A 21,293-nucleotide genomic window follows, 5' to 3' on the forward strand; every position below is an offset into this window, starting at 1 on the left:
AAAAAACGCGCTCTCCTTAATGGAGAAGCGTGTTTTTTCGTAACGGCAAAATGTAAAAGTACCCGATATAGAACCCCGTTAAATTTCAAGCGATTGTTGATCTTTAAATAGTAGACCAGTCGTGAAGTCGCCACCATGCACTTGCGTGAACATTTTGCCTGCAGCTGCTAATAATTCAGTGCTCTCTTCAGGAGATAAAGAAGGACGTAAATAGAATACGTGAAGCGCTTCGGTCGTATTCTCTGTTACAGCTGTCCGTTTTGAATCGACAAAGGGGCTACCAAATGGTCCTTTTGTATCTGAAGTGACAATAATATTATTTAGCGAGTTGAGGCGGCCATTTAACCCTTCATATTCCGTTTCCTCATTACCAAGTGATACTGTTATGTCACCATCTAAATTGTTAATATCATAAATACCAACTGGCATTTCGTATTGTAATGAAAAGAAATTATTTAAGTCTACTGCCGAATGAAATGGCGTTATGTAGTTTTGCTTGGCAATACGACGCATCAAACTTTCAGCTGAGTGACGATAGCGGTTTGGATCTGCACCAAGTGATTTCCAAAGCTTACGCCATTCAGAAATACCAACACGCTCAATTACAGGTTTATCCTGTAATTCTAGAAATAAGTTCTCTTGATATAACTGAGTACGTCCCTTAATCATTTGAGGAGATTCAGACACGACAATTTTGGTATAATGGATAATGCCGATTTTAAAGTCTGGTACTTTGTTTAATAAAGTAGAATCTAATGCAACTTTTATCATGAACATCACCTAAATCTTGTATTTTCACAAGTGTAACATATAGAGAGGAGTAGAACCAAGTGATTGTCAACGACTTGCAAGAAGAGCTGATTGAGTACGCAAAAACCATTGGCATAGATAAAATTGGTTTTACATCCGCTACACCATTTTTGGAGTTAAAGAACTTATTGCGTCGCCAGCAAGAGCTCAACTTCCAATCTGGCTTTGAAGAATCTGATATTGAAAAACGCACTGAACCAACCCTTTTGCTAGAAGAAGCACAAAGTATTATTGCCATCGCGATTGCTTATCCTTCACGAATGGAAAATGCACCTAAAGGTAAACGTGGTGAGCGCAGAGGTGTTTTCTGTCGAGCATCTTGGGGAATGGATTATCATACAGTGCTACGCGAAAAATTAGCATTACTTGAAGCATTTTTACAGGAGAAAATCCCGCACGCTAAAATGCGTTCGATGGTCGATACAGGAGAGTTGTCTGACCGTGCTGTAGCTGAACGAGCGGGCATTGGTTGGAGTGCAAAAAACTGTTCAATCATTACCCCTGAATTTGGATCTTACGTTTATTTAGGAGAAATGATTACGAATATTCCTTTCGCACCTGATGAACCAATGACTGACCAATGTGGGGATTGTACACTTTGTATCGATGTTTGTCCGACAGGTGCTATCGTACAAGGAGGCCAATTAAACTCAAGCCGCTGTGTAGCGTTTTTGACACAGACAAAAGGGTTTTTGCCTGATGAATTTCGAACGAAAATCGGTAATCGAATTTATGGTTGTGATACTTGTCAAACGGTTTGTCCAAAAAACAAAGGCAAAATCAATTGGCTACACGATGCCTTTAAACCAGATCCTGAAATTGCGAAACCTCTACTAGAGCCATTATTAACAATTTCAAATAAGGAGTTTAAGGCAAAATTCGGCTATATATCTGGCTCATGGAGAGGAAAGAAACCAATTCAGCGTAATGCTATAATTGCACTCGCTCATTTCAAAGAAGAGTCAGCCATGCCCAAACTAATCGAAGTTTTACAGAATGATGAACGTCCAGTAATCCGTGGAACAGCTGCATGGGCTATTGGTAAAATAGGTGTAGTAGAAGCAGAACAAATTTTACAAACAGCACTACAAAAAGAACAAGATCCTGAGGTTATAATAGAAATAGAAAAAGGATTAGCCTTTTTAGCAGAAAAATAAAGGAAGTGTCAAAGTGTCTTTGCATATCGTTTTATATCAACCAGAAATACCGGCCAACACTGGTAATATCGCCAGAACTTGTGCTGGTACGAATACAAGCTTACATTTAATCCGTCCTTTGGGATTTTCAACGGATGATAAAATGTTGAAAAGAGCTGGATTAGATTATTGGCATAGTGTCGATATTACGTATTATGATTCAGCGGAAGAATTTTTCGAAAAAAATGATGGTGGATCATTTTATTATATTGAAACATATGGTGATAAAGCCTATTCAGATTTTAACTTTAGTAACCAAGATGAAGAGATTTTCTTTATTTTTGGGAAGGAAACGACAGGAATCCCAATGGAGTTAATAGAGGGACAACAGGATCGATGCTTGCGTATTCCACAAAGTGATAATATACGCTCGTTAAATCTTTCAAATACTGCAGCTATTTTAATTTTTGAAGCACTACGCCAACAAAATTTCCCAGGCTTAAAATAAAAAGAGGACAGCCTATGAAGTAGGTTGTCCTCTTTTTATATAATGGATTATTTTTCAGAAGTTCCTTGTTTGTCTTCATAACCTGCAGTGAAAATTGCAGTTAAGAATGCTACACAAACACCAAGAATTAAAATTAATTTCATGGAAGTACCCTCCTCATGTTTATAAAAAGTTCTTTATCAAGTATAGCCTACTTTGTATTAAAATGAAATATTCCCAAGTTATAAAATTATGGCAGAAATCGTTCTTTATTATTAGTATTGTTCTTACTAATTGCATAGGATGAATAAAAGGTGCTAATAATTCCTAAGTAATGCATTTTTGTTAAAGGAGCGGATAATATGGATAAGCATGAAAAGCAACCAGTAAATGGCTCAATGGCAACTTCAATGGAGGAGCTTAAACAATTAGGCAAGCAAATGGATAGAATGCGTGATGGTGAGGAACTTGAACGTGCTGGTCGCATACAAGATCCGGTACAGTCAGATAAAGCACCACTAATTCATCAACGTGAGGATTAAAAAACGCCCACTGCAGCACCCCTGCAGTGGGTATTTTTGTGCATGATTAAGCTAAGAAAGTTAATTGGAATGCAAACAAAATAGCAAATACATAAAGCAAAGGGTGTACTTTTTTTGCCTCGCCTTTCGCTATTTTTAAAATAGGGTAAGAGATAAATCCGAAGGCAATTCCTGTCGCGATACTTGAAGTAAGTGGCATGATTAAAATAATTAAAAATGCAGGAAAAGCCTCTTCGAATTTCTCCCATTCAATTTCTTTAATAGAACCAATCATCAACGTACCAACGATAATTAATATGGGTGAAGTAATCGCAGAAACCCCTGATATAGCACTAACTAATGGTCCAAAGAAGGAAGCAGCGACGAATAGAATAGCGACAGTTAAACTCGTTAAACCTGTACGGCCACCAGCAGCAACCCCGGCAGAAGATTCAATAAATGCTGTAGTTGGACTTGTCCCGAACATAGCACCAAAAGTTGTAGCAACTGAGTCAGCTAACAATGCTTTACGTGCGCGTGGTAATTTACCATCTTTCATTAAACCAGCTTGTTTCGCAACCCCAATCATAGTACCAGTCGTATCAAATAGTGTAACTAAAATGAACGAAAAGACTACGCCGTATAATCCATAAGAAATAACCTGGCCGATTGCTTCAATCGGATTCCAGACTAATATGCCTTCAGGAAGATGAGGAACTGCAACCACTTTTTCAATATGCAATTGATTTGTTAAAGTTGCAACAATGCCAGTAATAAACATACCGATAAATAGGGCACCACTGACATTCCGTACCATTAAAATTACAGTAACAAATAATCCGAATAATGTTAGTAGCACACCGGGGGAAGTTAAATCACCTAGCATCACTAAGTTACTTTCACTATCGACAATAATATTCCCCATACGCAAGCCTAGGAAAGCAATAAATAAACCAATACCGGCAGCAATTGCACGTTTTAAATTTTCAGGTATTGCTAAAATTAGTTTTTCACGTAGTGGTGTTAGTGATAGAAGAACGAAAATAATACCTGATACAAAAACAGCAGCAAAACCGGTTAAATAATCAATGTTGCCTTCTGATGATACGACGATTGAATAAGTAAAATATGCATTTAACCCAATACTTGGCCCGATAACGAGTGGATAATTCGCAAAAAGAGACATCCATAAAGTTCCTATAACGATAGCAATAATTGTCGCTATGAAAACTTGATCAAGTGGAACCCCAGATGCAGACAACATACTTGGATTCACAACAACGATGTATATCATTGTAAAGAATGTAGTCATGCCTGCTATTAGTTCAGTCTTAACATTCGTTCCATTTTCCTTTAAACGAAACATCCTAATACCCTCTCTCTTGGTGGTGAACAATTTTTGTGACACGAAGTACTATATTCGTTCTTATTGGAGAAATCAGACGCAATTTTAATAATTTCCCCTATTCGAAAAATCAATTATTTTCCTCAAAGTCGTTATTCTCGAAATAATTTGATTATATTTGTATAATAAAATTAATCAATTAGAAGGAGTTGTGCTATGTGTTGAATATTGCATCTACGAAAACACTACATAACGGCGTGGAAATGCCACGTTTTGGACTTGGCGTGTACAAAATGACGGATCGTGAAGAGGCGATTCAAGCGATGACTACTGCAATTGATACAGGTTATATCGCAATTGATACGGCTTCACTTTATAACAATGAGGTAGAGGTTGGGGAAGCAGTCAGAGCTTCTAATGTAAAACGTGAAGATTTATTCATTACATCAAAAGTTTGGAACACAGATCAAGGCTATGATGAAACTTTACGTGCTTTTGAAGTATCATTAAAGAAATTAGATATGGACTATTTAGATTTATATTTAACACATTGGGCAGTACCTGAAAAATATAAAGACACATATCGTGCGATTGAACGCCTTTATGATGAAAAACTACTCCGTGCAACAGGTGTTTCTAACCACCAAATTCACCATCTAGAAGAAATCTTTGCTAAAGCTAATGTCAAACCGATGGTCAATCAAATCGAAGTACACCCATACTTAACACAAGTAGAAGTGCGTAACTTCTGTGCAGCAAATGATATCGCCGTTACTGCATGGTCTCCATTAGCAAGAGGCAAAATTGTAGAAGATTCAGCTATCTCTAGTATTGGCCAAAAATACGGAAAATCTGCAGCGCAAGTTATAATTCGTTGGCATTTACAGCTGGGTAATATTGTTATTCCGAAATCTGTAACACCGAGTCGTATAAAAGCAAACGCTGAAGTATTCGATTTTGAACTGACAAATGAAGACATGCAATTGATAAGTGCATTAAACAAAGACGAAAGAACCGGCGCACATCCTGATAACTTTAGTTTTAAGTTTTAATGTTGAAAAGCGATAGAAGCTAGATTTGTTCTTTGACTTCGAGAGAACTGTTGAAACGTAACGAGCGGCTAGCACCTGAAGCTTGGTATCTAGAATAAATTCTAAAGAGGTACGCTTTCAGGGATGTGCCAAAAGCGAAAAAAATAAAAAGCGCGAGAAGAAAAATATTGTGTTTTCTTCTTGCGTTTTTTTTTATTGCTTCAGTTAAATCAAAGCGGAAGTGAGTAGCGTCAAAGCCAGAGCGAGTAGCGCTAAAGCCAGTGAGTAGCGCCAAAGCAGGAGCGAGTAGCGCTAAAGCAGGAGCGAGTAGCGCTAAAGCAGGAGCGAGTAGCGCTAAAGCAGGAGTGAGTAGCGCCAAAGCAGGAGTGAGTAGCGTTAAAGCCAGTGAGTAGCGCTAAAGCCGGAGTGAGAAGCGCCAAAGCCGGAGTGAGAAGCGCTAAAGCCAGTGAGTAGCGCTAAAGCCAGAGCGAGTAGCGCCAAAGCCGGAGTGAGAAGCGCTAAAGCCAGAGTGAGAAGCGCTAAAGCCGGAGTGAGTAGCGCCAAAGCCAGAGCGAGAAGCGCTAAAGCCAGTGAGTAGCGCCAAAGCCAGAGCGAGTAGCGCTAAAGCCAGTGAGTAGCGCTAAAGCCAGAGCGAGTAGCGCCAAAGCCGGAGTGAGAAGCGCTAAAGCCGGAGTGAGTAGCGCCAAAGCCGGAGCGAGTAGCGCTAAAGCCAGAGTGAGTAGCGCCAAAGCCAGAGCGAGTAGCGCCAAAGCCGGAGTGAGTAGCGCCAAAGTCAGTGAGTAGCGCTAAAGCCAGAGCGAGTAGCGCTAAAGCCGGAGTGAGTAGCGCCAAAGCAGGAGCGAGAAGCGCTAAAGTCAGAGTGAGTAGCGCTAAAGCGGGAGCGAGTAGCGCCAAAGCAGGAGCGAGAAGCGCTAAAGCCAGTGAGTAGCGCCAAAGCAGGAGTGAGTAGCGCCAAAGCCAGAGCGAGTAGCGCTAAAGCCAGTGAGTAGCGCTAAAGCAGGAGCGAGAAGCGCTAAAGTCGGAGCGAGAAGCGCTAAAGCCGGAGCGAGAAGCGCCAAAGCCAGAGCCAAAGAGAGTAGCACCTGCCCATAAATAGAAAAATATCTCCGAGCAATAAACTGCTCGGAGATACTATATTAATATTTATTGATCAATAATCTCCATTTTTTTATCTGTGAATGGATGAGTAAATTGGAGTTTTCTTGCGTGTAGAGAATAATCGCCAGATGCTGTTTCTCTTGCGTCATATAAAGTATCTCCAACAATTGGGTGACCGATATGCGAAAGGTGGACACGAATTTGATGCGTACGTCCTGTTTCTAATACAAGGTTGACAATTGTTGAATATTGCAGATGACGAACAACTTCAAAATTTGTAATAGCCATTTGTCCTTCGGGTGCAACACGACGTCGAGTACCATGGTGACGATCTTTAGCAATTGCTTCGCGAATTGTGCCTTTGCGCTCTTTCATATGACCTTGAACTTCAGCTTCGTAAACGCGAAGGATTTTCTTCTCTTCTAACAAACGGTCGAAAATAGATTTTGCGATTGGATGTTTAGCAACGAGTAAAAGTCCAGCTGTACCTTGGTCCAGACGATGTACATGTTCTGCGTACACGCCACCTTGGTCTTGTATATATTTCATAACATGATTCATGCATGTAAAGCGATCCCAAAGATCATTTGGATGGGTAGCCATACCTTTTGGTTTAGAAACGATTAAGCAATGTGGATCTTCGTACACTACTTTAACTTCGCATTCACGAGTTGCTTCATATGAAGATTCAGGGACATCCATAGTGATGACGATTTCCATACCTTTTGGACGAGGGTCCTTCCATTGTAAAAGTTCACCATTTGTATCTGAAATGGCTTTTGTCATACGTAATTCATGTACAGTCTTTTTACCAAGCCTCCACTGCGCACGGAGTAGCTCTTCAATTGTTTGGTTATCTTGTAAAATCGTAAAAGTCCAAGATTGGTTCATTATTATTCCTCCATTAAAATAAGGATTACGTTGTTTGTACAACATAATCCTTATTAGTTGTATTACTTCACGAGATCAGTTTGTTTTAGGAATGCTTCGAAAGTAGCCTTATCAGCATCGCCTTCCATACGTTGAATCTCTTTACCATCTTTAAAGTAAGAAAGTGTTGGCGTTCCTTCGATTTTGTACTGCTTAAATAAATCATACTCCAGTAAGTTCAATTGATCGATGTGTACACCTAATTTTTTTGCTAATGGCATTAATTTAGGTGTTGCAGCTCTACAATGTGTACACTCTGGACTGAAGAAGTATACCACTGTTGGGTCGCCTTTAGATAGCTTTTTCTCAAGTTCTGTCGGTGTGATGATGTTTTGATAGTTTTTATCACTAAGTAAATCAATTGTAGATTGTTTTAAATCGTCTTTGTCATATACGCTAGCTTTTAATTTTTCTTCATTTCCTTGATTGTTCAAGAAGATGATTAGTCCAAATAAGATTACAATCACGCCGGCAATGATCAATAGTTTTTTCAATTACTTTTCCTCCTTCGATACTTTTAACAAGTAAAAGCTTGCTCCAGCGATTAAGACAAATGCTGTTAATGCAAGGAATGGGATGGTGATGAAGCCAAACCAGTTAATATATTGCCCTGTACAAGGCACACGACCACATGTAATTGCAGAGCTGGATAAAAATTCGAACTTTTGAATGCCATAATGATAGATAGAAATACAGCCCCCGATTATGGAGAAAACAGCTAAGGTTACCGCAATACGTGCATTTTTTTGAATATAAGCCACAGTTGTAATGATGACAATTGGGTACATTAAAATACGTTGATACCAACAAAGTTTACAAGGTTCGTATTGTTGGATTTCTGAAAAAAACAGGGAGCCAAGCATTGCGACCAATGAGACAACCCATATGAATAGTAAACTATTTTCAACTTTTTTTGTCATATATAAATCTCCTAGTATTAGAGTATTTCCCTTTGAATTATATAGGGAATGAGAATATATGTAAAATATTTATCCTTGATAAAAAAATCTTTTAAAGAGCTTTCTTATGAAGGTGTAATGTCTGAATAACTAATGATGTTCGTTATAGGTGTTCAGATGTAACGGATAATGGGTATATTATCAAGCATAATCTAGATAGCTATAATTTATACGGAATCGAAATCATAGAAGACTCAAATTATCAATGAATGAAAGTGGGGCAATGTCTTTATGATGCATGAATAGATTTGGCTCGTCAATTCATTCGAAATCTATTATTTAGGGGAACGTATTCCAATCTATCATAATCACTTCGTGAAGTATTCATTGATGATGTTGATTTGAAGTTTTAGGAGCCAACGATAAGTGTTATTGTTGCTTATTTAAAAGATCGTCGTCATATCTTGTTTTATGAATAGATAAGGTGATTTTTTCTATTTTCTCAGTCAAAAGGATGAGAGCTATTTCATGCGAAGGTATGACAGGCAGTGTTATCATAGTAGGTACAATATATTTATGGATGGAAAAAGGAAGGAGGCAATTACATGCAGCCAAATGATCATTCTAACATCAGTTTACTCAAGGAAATTGCCGAACTTCTAAATGAAGAAACTGAAATTCAAGCAATGTTGCAAGGCGCTTTGCGAAAGTTTTTAGCAGGTACGAATTTTGAAACAGGTTGGGTATTTTTTATAAATAAAAAAGGTAAACATGAGCTCATTGCACATGATAATTTGCCACAAGCTTTAAAGCATAATAAGTGTCATTTTTTAGAAAAGGGTGGCTGCTGGTGCGTATCACGATATCGGAACAATGAATTAAAAAAAGCATCTAATATAATTGAATGTCAACGTATTGAAAGTGCCAACGCAGCTGAACTAGAGGGTGATGGAGGCATTACTCATCATGCTACAGTCCCCTTGCAATCAGGACAAGAGCGCTTTGGACTATTAAATGTAGCTACGCCAAACACCATCAGTTTTTCTGATGATGAGCTTGCTCTGTTAGAATCAGTTGCCTTTCAAATGGGATCCGCGATTAAACGAATTTTACTAACAAAACAAGAACAGCAGATGGCACTAGTAGAAGAGAGAAATCGATTGGCGAGAGATTTACATGATTCAGTGAATCAATTATTATTCTCTGTTACGTTAACATCTCGTGCAGGAATTGAAATGGCTGAGCAATCAGAATTGAAGGAAACGTTTAAGGAAATTCAAAATTTAACACAGGAAGCCTTAACAGAAATGCGTGCTTTAATCTGGCAGTTACGTCCTAAAGGATTAGAAAGTGGCTTAATGGAGGCAATTAAAGGTTATGCAGAAATGTTAGGCCTTAACCTATCTGTGAATGTATCAGGTGTTTTACAATTGCCTTCTCGTGTAGAGGAAACGTTATTTCGTATTACACAGGAAGGACTAAATAACGTACGCAAGCATTCGGGAGTAAAGGATGCAGAAATTTTTGTCATTATTACACAGACAGATGTGTTGTTAGTAATTAAAGATGAAGGTAGAGGATTCCAAGTAGACTTACATGTGAATTTGCCATCAATTGGTTTGCAAAGTATGAGAGATCGTGCGAAGGCGTTAGGCGGTAAGGTTGATTGGGTGAGCAATATTGGAAGGGGAACGGAAATTTTAATTCGTCTACCATATTAAGGGGGATTTCGATGATTAGAGTATTAATCGCAGACGATCACCATGTTGTAAGAAGAGGATTATTATTTTTTCTGAAAACGCAAAAGGATATAGAGGTTATTGGTGAAGCTAAAAACGGTAAGGAAGCAGTGGCATTAACATCAGAATTAAAGCCGGATATCGTTTTAATGGACTTGGTCATGCCAGAGTTAGATGGTATCCAAGCTACAAAGCGTATTAAGGAAAAATTCCCTAACACGCAAGTATTAATGCTAACAAGTTTTTCCGATAGTGATCATGTCATCCCAGCGATTGAAGCTGGTGCTGCAGGGTACCAGTTGAAAGATATTGAACCAGATGAATTGGTGACATCAATTCGTAGAATAATGGCAGGGGAAAATACATTGCATCCACAAGCGACAACACAACTTATTAAAAGTCGTGAAATGCAAGAAGATTTGCCACATATGAAGCATACTTTGACACCTCGAGAACGTGATGTACTAGCTGAATTAACTAAAGGTAAGAGTAATAGAGAAATTGCATCCTCACTATTTGTTACAGAGAAAACAGTAAAGACACATATTTCGAATATTTTCTCTAAGTTAGAAGTACAAGATCGCACGCAAGCGGCACTTTATGCAGTAAAGCATGGCTTAACTGAATCGAGTGAACAATAATAGAAGAAAAGCTGTCTTATAGTCATCGATATGACTAATAAGACAGCTTTTTTTAACGTTTTTTCTGTGGTTTTTGGCGTATGGTTTTTGAAACCTGTTTCCATTTATTACGTTCAGCAATTTGTGCTTGAGCGTTAGTCTTTCTTTCGATATAAGCTAATTCACGTTTTAGCTTTATATAGCTGTTGTATCGTTCGTTTGTCAGCGTTCCTTCATGAATAGCATTTTGTACGGCGCATCCAGGTTCACGCTTATGTTCACAATCTCTAAAACGACACTGAGTTGATAATTCTTCTATATCTTTAAAACTGCTATCTAAGCTTTCACCTTGATCCCACAATTGAAACTCACGCATTCCGGGGGTATCAATTAATAAACCACCGCCTGGAATTTTAAATAATTCTCGGTGAGTAGTGGTATGGCGACCTTTATCATCATCCTCACGAACTTCTTGGACGAACATTACTTCAGTGCCGCATAATGCATTGGTTAAAGAAGATTTTCCAACACCAGATGAACCTAGAAGTGCAGCTGTCTTGCCATCCACTAGTAATTGTTGAAGTTCATTAATACCTTCACCAGTAAAACTACTTACTGTATAGATGGGGACACCAAAAGCAACGGATTCTGCTTCTTGAATAAATGGCTCTACATCATCACATAAATCTTTTTTCGTTAATACGATGATTGGAGTCGCACCTGAGTCCCAGGCAGCGATTAAATATCGCTCTAATCTCCGTAGATTAAAGTCTAAGTTCAAACTCATAATTAAAAAAACGATGTCAACGTTGACTGCGATTAATTGCTCTGCAGTAGTAGCCCCTGCGACTTTACGCGAGAACAAAGAAGTGCGAGGCAATACAGCGTGAATAATCGCTTTTTCTTCACCAGGCATTTGTTCAACTAATACCCAATCACCAACTGCAGGGAAATCACGTCGTTCAAAAGCGGTATGTTGGAAGTTTCCAGAGGGACTAGAAAGCCATTCTCCTTGTTCAGTAATGACTCGGTAAGAATGCTTATGCTCTAGTAATACACGTCCGGGAATTGTTTTTGCTAATTTATTTGAAACTTGGGCAATTCTATATTTTTCTTCCCAAGTTGTATTCCAGCCGAAATCTTGTAATTTTGTCATTTGTAAATCCTCCTATTGTGTGTGTAGAGATATTGAGCTGAGGCGACTATATTTCTTGAAAGGGTCCTCAGCATATTAAGATATCCAGCTTCACACGCCAGCTCCTCGGGTCACTTCGATCTCTCGGCACAAGACAAAAAGCGTCTTGTGTTCGAGCCCTCCAGTGCCTGTCGTAGCTAAACGGGCATGTTCAGCATTTAAGCATATCCAGCTTCAGGCGCTAACGGCTCGGGTCGTTTCAACCGGGCACTCAAAGTCAAAGAGCGACTTTGACGACCTCGCCGCTGAACGAGCGCCTGAAGCATTTAAAATAAAAAAACTGTAGCTGCAAATCGGCAGCTACAGTTTATACACGCACAATAAAGGAAAGTATCCTTAAAAAGCATACTGATGGCGAGTATTTTGTAACAAACCGATTTGCGTTGATGCAATGCTCATTAAATTTGTCATAAAACCTCACCTGCTTTCCTTAAAGTTGTTATTAGATTATCAAAATGGAAATATAATGTCAACATAAATATTCAATTATTATCAAAAAATTACATTAAAGCGGAATTATTCTCATGTATTAAACCATCCGGTTCAATATGGACAAGTACAACTGTCAACGGTTTAGCTAGACGAATCGTATTTTCAATATCCTCGGTAATTTGATGACTTTTCCAAACATTTAGCTCAGGGTTAACGGTGACAGTTAAATCTACAAACACCATATTCCCGTGATTACGTCCTTTAAAATCTACGAGTTGAATAACACCATCTACATTACGGACAAGTGTTGATAATGTTTCAACCTCTTCTTCGTCAAAGCCATCAGTTAATGTATGGACAGCTTCAAAAAATATTTCGTAAGCAGTTTTAATAATGATAATACCAACAATGATTGCAGTAACGGAATCAATTATTGGAAAACCGACAATTGCACCTAAAATACCAATGGCAGTACCAAAGCTGACTAATGCATCTGAACGATTATCAAGTGCAGCAGCTTTAACAGCAGAACTCTTAGTCCTTTTAGATAACTTTAAATTATAGCGATAAACACCATACATAATAATACCACTAATAATAGCAACAACTGCAGTTAACAGGGAAGGGGATGAGTGGTTGTTATCGATAAAGCTTTTACCTGAACTGAACAAAACTTGTAAACCAACGACTGCCATAATGAATGATGCTATTAGAGAAGCTACCGTTTCAGCTCTTAAATGACCATAGTGGTGATCTCCATCTGGTGGCTTTTGTGAAATGCGCAACCCGATTAGAACTGCTACAGAAGCGATAATATCTGTTGTATTATTTAGTCCATCAGCTTTTAATGCAGTGGATGCACCAATAAAACCAATTGTGAGCTTGGCAGTGCTGAGCATAAGATAAGTGGCTATGCTTAGCCAAGCGCCTTTTTCCCCTTGTCTTAAATTTGTATATAACTCCACAATGTTTCCTCCCTGCAAGATTTCTGGGCAATATAAAACGACGCACACTATTAGGAGTGTGCGTCGTTCTTTGTTAAATTTTCATTATTAATGTTCTAAAGATGAACTTTCATTGTTTAATGTATCGTTGCTGGTTTCATCTGGTAACTTAATAACTTCTAAGTATAAGATATGATGACCATCTACTTCTTTTACGATAAATTCATAACCCTGTTCAGTGATTACTTCGCCTTTAACGGCATCAAAGTTTTTGGTCATAAACCAACCGCCAATAGTATCGATATCATCTTCATTAATGTCAATGTTAAGGAAATCATTTACGTTTTCAATTAACATTTTGGCATCGAAGATAAAATGGTGCTCATCTACTTTACGGACTTCAGGAATCTCGTCTGCATCAAACTCGTCTCGAATATCACCGACAATTTCCTCGATAATATCTTCGATTGTTACAAGGCCAGAAGTACCACCGTATTCATCCATTAAGATGGCCATATGAATACGTTCTCGTTGAATTTTCAACAATAAGTCACTAACTGGGATTGTTTCGATGACTCGAATGATAGGCTGCATATATTCCAACACCGATTTAGATCCATTAGCGGGGTCTTTAATGTAAGCAGTTAATAGATGCTTCATATTAACGAGACCAATAATATGGTCTTTGTCTCCATCAATAATAGGGTAGCGTGTATATTGCTCGACGCCCATCACTTCGAAAACTTCTTTAAGTGTCAATTCTTTTTCAATACTAATGATTTCAGTACGAGGTACCATAATTTCTTTGGCAATACGATCGTCGAATTCAAAAATGCTATTCACATATTTATATTCAGACTGATTTATTTCACCGCTTTTCAAGCTATCCGATAATATCATGCGTAACTCTTCTTCAGTCATTGCTACTTCCGATTCAGAAACATCCTTTAAACCGAAAAGTGATGATAATGAGCGTGCGGAGAAGTTTAATGCTTTAATAAATGGATACATGACGTTGTGGAACGTAATCAAGGGACCAGCTGTTGCTAATGCTACAGACTCTGCCTTTTGAATGGCAAGCGTTTTAGGTGCTAATTCACCAACTACAACGTGAACAAATGTCACAATAGAGAATGATAGCACAAAGGATAGAACAGATGTCACATTTCCTTCGAGTGCGAACAAATCAAATATCGGTCTTAATAAGATCGATACTGTCTCTTCACCGAGCCAACCAAGTCCTAAAGAAGTAATCGTAATTCCCAACTGACAAGCGGATAAATATTCATCCAAATTAGATACTACTTTTTTTGCTTTTAAAGCTTTTTTGTTACCTTCAGCTATAAGCTGATCAATTCGAGTTGTTCTGACTTTAACGATAGAAAATTCAGTTGCTACGAAAAAAGCCGAACATGCGATCAAGACAGCAAATGCTGTCAACCGTATGGCTATGTCCAAAGACTTCCTTTGTTCCAGACCCAAATGAGGGGAGAGAACAAAGTGTACACCTCCTGTGATATTAAAAATAGTTAAGTAATATAATGATAAGACAAGTAGCGCTAAAAAACAAATTATCTACATGTTTTATTTTGCCTATTAATAATAATTGGTTGTTAAAGAATGAAATGTTGTCAAAAGTAAGAATAAAATTAAATTACTCATTCTTTTCTAAAAGTATTGACAATTCAAAATTCGGAGTGCTAATATTAAGAGGCACTAAATAATTTATGGAAATGGAGGTATGGATTATGAAAAAGTTAAGAAGTTTAATTGTACAACTAAATAATGAATCCACGCCTACCTATTCAGAAATAAGTCTGTAATTTAACTTATGTAAATAATCGGTATAGGTGTAGGTGCCTATATCTTTTTTCAAAAGCGTATGCTCTGAAAGGAGTATACGCTTTTTTTTGTTGCCTTTTTAAGTGAATTACGAGTGCAAAATTCAATGAGGAGAGCTGAATATGTATATTCAAAAGCGGAGAAAGAAATTTAACAAGGATTCGATTGAAGACGGTTAGTGTAAAACCAAATAAGAAAGTAGGAATATTAAATGTTTGATGTATTATTTAAATTAAAATGGTTTTTTAAAGAAAACCGAAAGCGTTATACAATAGCTATTGCCTTATTATTAGTGGCTAACGCTATTGAAGTGACACCGCCGTGGATTATTGGTCAATCGATTGATGCAATCCACTCAGAAACAATAACTAGTCAGTCTCTTATGCTTTATATTGCTGCGATGCTAGTTATTTTGATATTGGCGTATATCGTCAACTTTGTGTGGCAACATCAATTATTTGGTGGAGCGAATGTAATCGAGCGAAAACTACGGTCAAAGCTCATGACAAAGTTTTTGAAAATGTCACCACCTTTTTATGAACGAAATCGCACAGGAGATTTGATGGCGAGATCTACAAATGATTTACGAGCTGTCTCTGAAACAGCTGGTTTTGGAATTATGACGCTAATTGATTCGACATTATACTTATTAACAATTTTACTAACAATGGGATTCCTTGTTTCGTGGAAGCTAACAATAGCTGCTATATTGCCATTACCGATTTTAGCAATTGTTATGCAAATTCTTGGTAAGAGAATTCATGAGCGCTACATGAAAGCTCAAGATGTATTTGGCGAAATGAACGATAGCGTCCTTGAAGCAGTAGAGGGTGTACGTGTTGTTCGTGCATACGTTCAAGAACGTGCTACAGAGCAGCAGTTTAGTGAAATGACAGAAGACGTTTACAAAAAAAATATGCATGTTGAGAAAATCGATGCATTATTTAACCCAATCACAAAGGTTTTAACAGGTCTTAGCTACATGATTGGTCTTGGCTTCGGTGCTTATTTAGTGTCTAAGCAGGAAATGACTTTAGGTGAACTAGTTACGTTTAATGTGTATCTAGGCATGATTGTCTGGCCAATGTTTGCAATTGGAGAACTCATCAATGTTATGCAACGAGGGAATGCGTCGCTTGATCGTGTACAGGAAACATTAGACGAGAAAGAAGATGTTGTTGATCCAAAAACTCCAACAATTATTCAAAATCCAGAGTCTATTGTTTTCAAAGATGTGACATTCCAATATCCACAATCAGCTTCTATTAACCTGGCAAACCTTGAAGTTTCTTTGAAAAAAGGGCAAACGCTTGGAATTGTTGGGAAAACAGGTAGTGGAAAGACGACAGTCGTTAAACAGCTATTACGTGAATATCCAAACGGTGAAGGCGATCTATTTGTCTCAAATAGTCCGATACATGATCAAACGAAGGAGCAGGTTCGTAACTGGATAGGTTATGTACCTCAAGACCACGTATTATTTTCAAGAACAGTGAAAGAGAATATTTTGTTCGGTAAATCGAATGCAACAAATGACGAATTACATGAAGCAATTCGTTTAGCAAACTTTGAGCGTGATTTAGAAATGCTACCACTCGGTTTGCAAACACTAGTTGGAGAAAAAGGGGTTTCATTATCCGGAGGGCAAAAACAACGTATTTCGATTGCTCGCGCATTAATTCGTGATCCAGAGATATTAATATTGGATGATTCCTTGTCTGCTGTTGATGCTAAAACAGAAGCAACCATTATTCAAAATATCCAAACAGCTAGAAGCGATAAAACGACCATTATTGTGACACATCGCTTATCGGCAATTCAACATGCTGATTGGGTCATAGTATTAGAGGATGGTCGTATCGTTGAAGAAGGTACACATCAAACATTGCTTGAAGAAGAGGGCTGGTACAAAGAACAGCATGACCGTCAGCAAGTTGAGGGGGTGAAATAATGGGTACTGGTAAACGATTATTTCAATATGCTTTGATGTATAAAAAGCTACTTATTTCAGGCCTGTTATTATTAGCTATTGCTGTTGCTGCAGATTTAGCGGGACCATTAGTAGCAAAGAAAATTATTGATGAGCATATTGCAAAAGCAGAAGTTGCAGGAATTGATTTTCAACCGATTGCCATTTTATTGGCTGTATTCTTTGGATTAGCAGTTGTAGCAGCTATTTTCCGCTATGGTCAATATCTTTTGCTTCAAATGGGTGCAAATCGTATAATCCAAAAAATGCGAAATGAAGTATATGAACATATCCAAACATTGCCGATTCGTTATTTCGATAATTTGCCGGCTGGAAAAGTAGTTGCACGTGTTACAAATGATACGGAAGCCATTCGTGATTTGTTTGTAACAGTTGTCTCACAATTCGCTGCGAGCTTCATGACGATTTTCGGTATTTATATCGCGTTATTCTTCCTTGATTGGAAGATGGCGTTAATCGCCTTATTTGTAATACCAATTTTGATTGTTTGGACGATTATCTATCGTAAGTATGCTTCCAAATATAATCATATCGTGCGAGGAAAAGTATCGGATATGAATGGTATGATCAATGAATCGATTAATGGGATGACAATCATTCAAGCTTTTGGTCGTGAAAAACAAATTGAAGATGAATTTGCGGCATTAAATGAAGAACATTACCGCTATCAAAATAAGTTGCTTATATTAGATGCAGCTACATCTCACAATTTAGTAGGTGTTATTCGCTCGCTTACATTTGTCCTCTTTATATGGTATTTTGGCAGTGCTGAATTAGATGGAGCAGCTGCTATCTCAGTCGGTATGCTATATGCTTTTGTTGATTATATTACACGTTTATTTAATCCTGTAACTGGAATTGTTAATCAGTTGGCTCGCTTAGAAAGAGCGAACGTTGCAGCAGAGCGTGTCTTTGAGTTATTAGATCAGCCAGGGGAACCCGTAGTAGATAAACGCATTCCTCGATATAAAGGGAATGTTCGCTTTGAGCATGTGTGGTTTGCTTATAAGGAGCAAGAATATGTGCTGAAGGATATTGATTTTGAAGCAAAGCAAGGAGAGACGGTCGCTCTTGTTGGTCATACTGGCTCTGGGAAAAGTTCTATTATGAATTTACTTTTCAGTTTTTACGATGTTTCAAAAGGTGCAATTAAAATCGACGGTATCAACATTAAAGAGCACTCTCGTCAAACCATTCGAGAGCATATGGGAATTGTATTGCAAGATCCTTATTTATTTACTGGTACAATTGAATCGAATGTTAGTTTAGGAGATCCTAGGATTACACGTGACACCGTGCAGAAAGCATTGGATGCAGTCGGTGGTGAACGCGTTTTGAAAAATTTGCCGAAGGGCCTAGATGAGCCAGTGATTGAGAAAGGTAGTACATTATCTTCTGGTCAACGACAGTTGATTTCATTCGCTAGAGCGCTTGCCTTTGATCCTGCAATTTTAATCCTTGATGAAGCAACTTCGAATATTGATACAGAAACCGAAGAAATCATACAGCACGCAATGGATGTATTGAAAAAAGGACGTACAACATTTATCATCGCGCACAGACTTTCTACTATTAAAAATGCAGATCGTATTTTAGTATTAGATCGTGGTGAAATTGTAGAACAGGGTACACATGACGAGCTACTGAAACAAGGCGGGCGTTATGAACAAATGTATAAACTCCAATCAGGTGAAAAAAATATCAGTTAATATGAAGACCCTTCAATTGCTTATGCAATGAAGGGTCTCTTTTAATGGAATAATTAGTTCAATATAGTGGCGATTAAAATAGAAAGAACTGCACAAAAGGTAATAGAGGTAAGCCAGTTCATTTTTGAAGTGGTTTCCAAAAAGACATTTAATATGCCACTAATTAGTAGTGATACAAAGAAGGAGAAGATTAAATAATAGATTACTACTGGCATACCAATGTATCCTCCGATTTGAGAAATATAATGAAATATTTATTAAGGTTAGTGTATTTGATGCAAGTAGCTATTGCAAATTTATGACGATACTCGTATATTTAGGGTAACGAATTAATTAGTTGGTGGAAAGTTGGTGTATCTTCTGAATTGGTGGCAGGATTGGTTACATAGTATCAAATCTTTTAATCGAAATATAAAATTGTTCATGATTGGGAATATACTTATTCAAATAGGAATGGGCGTATTCAGTGTTATGTATAATTTATATATTCGGGAATTAGGCATGAAGGAAGCTGTTAATGGAAATGTTATTGCAATGACTGCATTAGCAACCGCAATAATACTAATTCCAGCGGGTCTACTAAGTGATCGCTTTGGACGTAAGTGGGCGCTTATTATAGGAACAGCATTAACAGCCATCACACTTTTCTATAGAAGTATTGTCACTGTTGAGCAACCGATGCTTTGGGCAGCATTCGCAACTGGAATTGTATGGGCTGTAGCTCAAGTTTCAGGGGTACCATTTTTAGCTGAAAACTCAAAGGCTTCCGAAAGAATGAAGTTATTTAGTATACACTTTTCAATCATGACAATTGCAGGCTTTATCGGGAATTTACTTGGTGGAGTTGTAGCCGACAGTGCAAGTTTTCTATTGAAATTGTCTGCTGTCGAAGGAATTCGAATATCACTATATAGTGGAGTCGCATTCTTTCTCATTGGATTAATCCCATTGTTCCGCTTGAAGGTGGAAAAGAAAGTTGCAATAGATTCAGTAGCTTCTATCAAAGATGTAGTAAAAGAATCGAAAAAAAGTATGAGCTTTAAAGAAAATATAAAAATTATTGTACTATTTGGTTTAGCACAATTGATTATTGGAATAGGTTCTGGGCTGGTCATTCCATATTTAAATTTGTATTTTGCCAATCGCTTTAATGCATCCAACGCATATATCGGACTTATTTTGGCACTAGGATCAGCAATGACAGCTGTTGCAATGCTGATAGGACCTGCACTAGTTAAACGTGTAGGTGAAGTACGAGCTATTATTATATTTCAGTTTTTGTCCATTCCATTTCTATTTTTAACCGCATTTACGAATTCTTTATTTGTAGCATCTATTGGTTTTTTATTCCGCCAAGCATTGATGAATGCGGCAAATCCAATCCAATCGGCTATTGCTATGGAAATTGTGCATGATAAATATAAAGGTTTAGGAAACTCAGTTAATCAAATGGTATTCCAAGTTGGCTGGGCATCCATGGGGCTACCAGCTGCCTTCTTTGTTACGAGGTTTGGGCACTACTGGGGCTATGCCTATACGTTTACGATTACAGGGATATTGTACTTAATTGCATCGACTTATTTTTATCTGGTGTTTGGACGGAATAAAAAACTGGCTGAGGCATGAAAAACATATGAATAAAAAACATCTACATGTTGTAGAGGGTACTGAAAAACTTACGGTTTAAAATGTAATGTTCTTCAATAGTAAACACCGGCACTTTTTGTTCGATTTTGAACAGAAAGTGCCGGTGTTTTTTTGTATTTCCCTTATTGTTCATTTAATAGCTTCAAGATACGTTTCAATTTCACCGCAATATTGTTGTAGTTCCGTGGACTTACAGGCCAAATAAACCCGCCGATTTTGCCGTATTGCAGCCATGCGGATTTTTCAACTCACCATTCTTCACTTCAATTTTATAGCGCTTTTTCACTAAGGTTTTAAATCTTGCCGTTTCTTGAAAAGCTGCTTGCTCTTCATGTTCGATTGATTTTATGGAAACGGAATACGTTTTTCTTTTGGCATCGTCTTTATAACAGCTAACTTATAAATGGACAAACCTTACATTTTTCTATGTCAAAGTAATACATAACGAGTTCCTTGAGTTGACGAAGCATATTTAGGCACAATTTAATCGTAAAGCGCCATATAAGGGCTTAGAGTGAATGTTTCTTGTTTGGAAATCATAGACAGCACCACTTTGAATTAGTCCTTTCATAATAAAGGGTTAGGTGTGAATCGGAAAGAATGAAAAACTCAGAAAAACGAGTTGATTGGAGTGCAGGCGGCGACTCCTTGGGGAACTAACGAACATCTTGAGACCCCGCAGGAGCATTAGCGGACGACGAGGCTCAAGGTTCGCCCCCAGGAAAGCGTCCGCCGGAACGGAAATTAACGGCATCGAAGAAGAAGCTATGGCAGAAACAAATTAACTTTTCCGTCATGGCTAAAATTCATTTTATGGACTTTTTCAGTGCCCTACATGTTGTGATAGATATAAATCAACATTTAGATGTTTTTTATAGTTAGATCAATAATTATTCC

The 21,293-nt window shown here is 37.8% G+C and carries 19 protein-coding genes and 1 pseudogene; 10 read left to right on the forward strand and 10 right to left on the reverse strand.

Annotated elements, in window-relative coordinates; genetic code table 11:
* Positions 1-78: 78 nt before the first annotated feature.
* Complete coding sequence (locus ACZLO7_RS04090; RefSeq protein WP_464938816.1) at positions 79-768, reverse strand: B3/B4 domain-containing protein; 690 nt, start codon at positions 766-768, stop codon at positions 79-81.
* Positions 769-830: 62 nt separating this feature from the next.
* Here ACZLO7_RS04090 and queG point away from each other — a divergent pair, with 62 nt between their 5' ends.
* The 3 genes from queG to ACZLO7_RS04105 all read left to right on the forward strand — a co-directional run bounded on the left by queG (position 831) and on the right by ACZLO7_RS04105 (position 2,975).
* Entirely contained in the window at positions 831-1,967 is a 1,137-nt protein-coding gene (queG, locus tag ACZLO7_RS04095; protein ID WP_464938729.1) for a tRNA epoxyqueuosine(34) reductase QueG, read from the forward strand.
* Between the two features lie 13 nt (positions 1,968-1,980).
* The gene (gene trmL / locus ACZLO7_RS04100; protein WP_464938730.1) at positions 1,981-2,454 is read left to right on the forward strand and encodes a tRNA (uridine(34)/cytosine(34)/5-carboxymethylaminomethyluridine(34)-2'-O)-methyltransferase TrmL; all 474 of its coding nucleotides are present in this window, start codon (positions 1,981-1,983) and stop codon (positions 2,452-2,454) included.
* A 341-nt stretch (positions 2,455-2,795) separates the two neighbouring features.
* A complete protein-coding gene (locus tag ACZLO7_RS04105; RefSeq protein WP_464938731.1) occupies positions 2,796-2,975 on the forward strand; it encodes a hypothetical protein in 180 nt (59 codons plus the stop codon).
* Between the two features lie 46 nt (positions 2,976-3,021).
* On the opposite strand, the gene ACZLO7_RS04110 is transcribed toward ACZLO7_RS04105, so the two are convergent.
* Positions 3,022-4,320 carry an NCS2 family permease gene (locus tag ACZLO7_RS04110; protein ID WP_464938732.1) on the reverse strand — a complete coding sequence of 433 codons (1,299 nt, stop codon included), beginning with the start codon at positions 4,318-4,320 and terminating at the stop codon, positions 3,022-3,024.
* A 200-nt stretch (positions 4,321-4,520) separates the two neighbouring features.
* On the opposite strand from ACZLO7_RS04110, the gene ACZLO7_RS04115 reads away from it, so the two are divergent.
* Both ACZLO7_RS04115 and ACZLO7_RS04120 read left to right on the forward strand, forming a co-directional pair.
* Complete coding sequence (locus tag ACZLO7_RS04115) at positions 4,521-5,351, forward strand: aldo/keto reductase (protein WP_464938817.1); 831 nt, start codon at positions 4,521-4,523, stop codon at positions 5,349-5,351.
* A gap of 260 nt (positions 5,352-5,611) precedes the next feature.
* Positions 5,612-5,743, forward strand: a complete 132-nt coding sequence (locus ACZLO7_RS04120) for a hypothetical protein (RefSeq protein WP_464938733.1) — start codon at positions 5,612-5,614, stop codon at positions 5,741-5,743.
* Positions 5,744-6,494: 751 nt separating this feature from the next.
* Here ACZLO7_RS04120 and ACZLO7_RS04125 read toward each other — a convergent pair.
* The 3 genes from ACZLO7_RS04125 to ACZLO7_RS04135 form a co-directional block, all read right to left on the reverse strand.
* Positions 6,495-7,340, reverse strand: coding sequence for an RluA family pseudouridine synthase (locus tag ACZLO7_RS04125; protein WP_464938734.1), 846 nt, complete (start codon positions 7,338-7,340; stop codon positions 6,495-6,497).
* 62 nt (positions 7,341-7,402) lie between these two features.
* Positions 7,403-7,873, reverse strand: coding sequence for a thioredoxin family protein (locus ACZLO7_RS04130; RefSeq protein ID WP_464938735.1), 471 nt, complete (start codon positions 7,871-7,873; stop codon positions 7,403-7,405).
* Positions 7,874-8,299 (reverse strand): disulfide oxidoreductase, encoded by a 426-nt coding sequence (locus ACZLO7_RS04135; protein ID WP_464938736.1) that lies wholly within the window; start codon positions 8,297-8,299, stop codon positions 7,874-7,876. It lies immediately after the preceding gene.
* Between the two features lie 584 nt (positions 8,300-8,883).
* Here ACZLO7_RS04135 and ACZLO7_RS04140 point away from each other — a divergent pair.
* Together ACZLO7_RS04140 and ACZLO7_RS04145 are read left to right on the forward strand one after the other, a co-directional pair.
* Positions 8,884-9,999, forward strand: coding sequence for a GAF domain-containing sensor histidine kinase (locus tag ACZLO7_RS04140; protein WP_464938737.1), 1,116 nt, complete (start codon positions 8,884-8,886; stop codon positions 9,997-9,999).
* A gap of 11 nt (positions 10,000-10,010) precedes the next feature.
* A complete protein-coding gene (locus ACZLO7_RS04145; protein WP_427750351.1) occupies positions 10,011-10,658 on the forward strand; it encodes a response regulator transcription factor in 648 nt (215 codons plus the stop codon).
* A 52-nt stretch (positions 10,659-10,710) separates the two neighbouring features.
* Here ACZLO7_RS04145 and rsgA read toward each other — a convergent pair whose 3' ends face one another.
* The 3 genes from rsgA to ACZLO7_RS04160 form a co-directional block, all read right to left on the reverse strand.
* On the reverse strand, positions 10,711-11,793 hold the full coding sequence (rsgA, locus tag ACZLO7_RS04150; protein WP_464938738.1) for a ribosome small subunit-dependent GTPase A: 1,083 nt from the start codon (positions 11,791-11,793) through the stop codon (positions 10,711-10,713).
* A 539-nt stretch (positions 11,794-12,332) separates the two neighbouring features.
* Positions 12,333-13,229: a cation diffusion facilitator family transporter gene (locus ACZLO7_RS04155; protein ID WP_464938740.1), complete on the reverse strand. Its 897-nt coding sequence runs from the start codon at positions 13,227-13,229 to the stop codon at positions 12,333-12,335.
* Positions 13,230-13,316: 87 nt separating this feature from the next.
* A complete protein-coding gene (locus tag ACZLO7_RS04160) occupies positions 13,317-14,666 on the reverse strand; it encodes a hemolysin family protein (protein WP_464938741.1) in 1,350 nt (449 codons plus the stop codon).
* Between the two features lie 595 nt (positions 14,667-15,261).
* Between ACZLO7_RS04160 and ACZLO7_RS04165 the strand changes: the two genes are divergently transcribed.
* Together ACZLO7_RS04165 and ACZLO7_RS04170 are read left to right on the forward strand one after the other, a co-directional pair.
* Positions 15,262-17,001, forward strand: coding sequence for an ABC transporter ATP-binding protein (locus tag ACZLO7_RS04165; protein WP_464938742.1), 1,740 nt, complete (start codon positions 15,262-15,264; stop codon positions 16,999-17,001).
* The gene (locus ACZLO7_RS04170; RefSeq protein ID WP_464938743.1) at positions 17,001-18,749 is read left to right on the forward strand and encodes an ABC transporter ATP-binding protein; all 1,749 of its coding nucleotides are present in this window, start codon (positions 17,001-17,003) and stop codon (positions 18,747-18,749) included. Before ACZLO7_RS04165 ends, ACZLO7_RS04170 begins: the two co-directional genes overlap by 1 nt.
* Positions 18,750-18,802: 53 nt before the next feature.
* Here ACZLO7_RS04170 and ACZLO7_RS04175 read toward each other — a convergent pair whose 3' ends face one another.
* Complete coding sequence (locus tag ACZLO7_RS04175; protein WP_511261381.1) at positions 18,803-18,964, reverse strand: hypothetical protein; 162 nt, start codon at positions 18,962-18,964, stop codon at positions 18,803-18,805.
* Positions 18,965-19,109: 145 nt separating this feature from the next.
* On the opposite strand from ACZLO7_RS04175, the gene ACZLO7_RS04180 reads away from it, so the two are divergent.
* Positions 19,110-20,375, forward strand: coding sequence for an MFS transporter (locus tag ACZLO7_RS04180; protein WP_464938818.1), 1,266 nt, complete (start codon positions 19,110-19,112; stop codon positions 20,373-20,375).
* 143 nt (positions 20,376-20,518) lie between these two features.
* Here the strand turns inward: ACZLO7_RS04180 and ACZLO7_RS04185 are convergent.
* Positions 20,519-20,836: pseudogene (locus ACZLO7_RS04185) on the reverse strand (transposase); the annotation flags it as partial.
* Positions 20,837-21,293: the final 457 nt, after the last annotated feature.

It is taken from the genome of Viridibacillus sp. d25.2, from assembly GCF_055456015.2.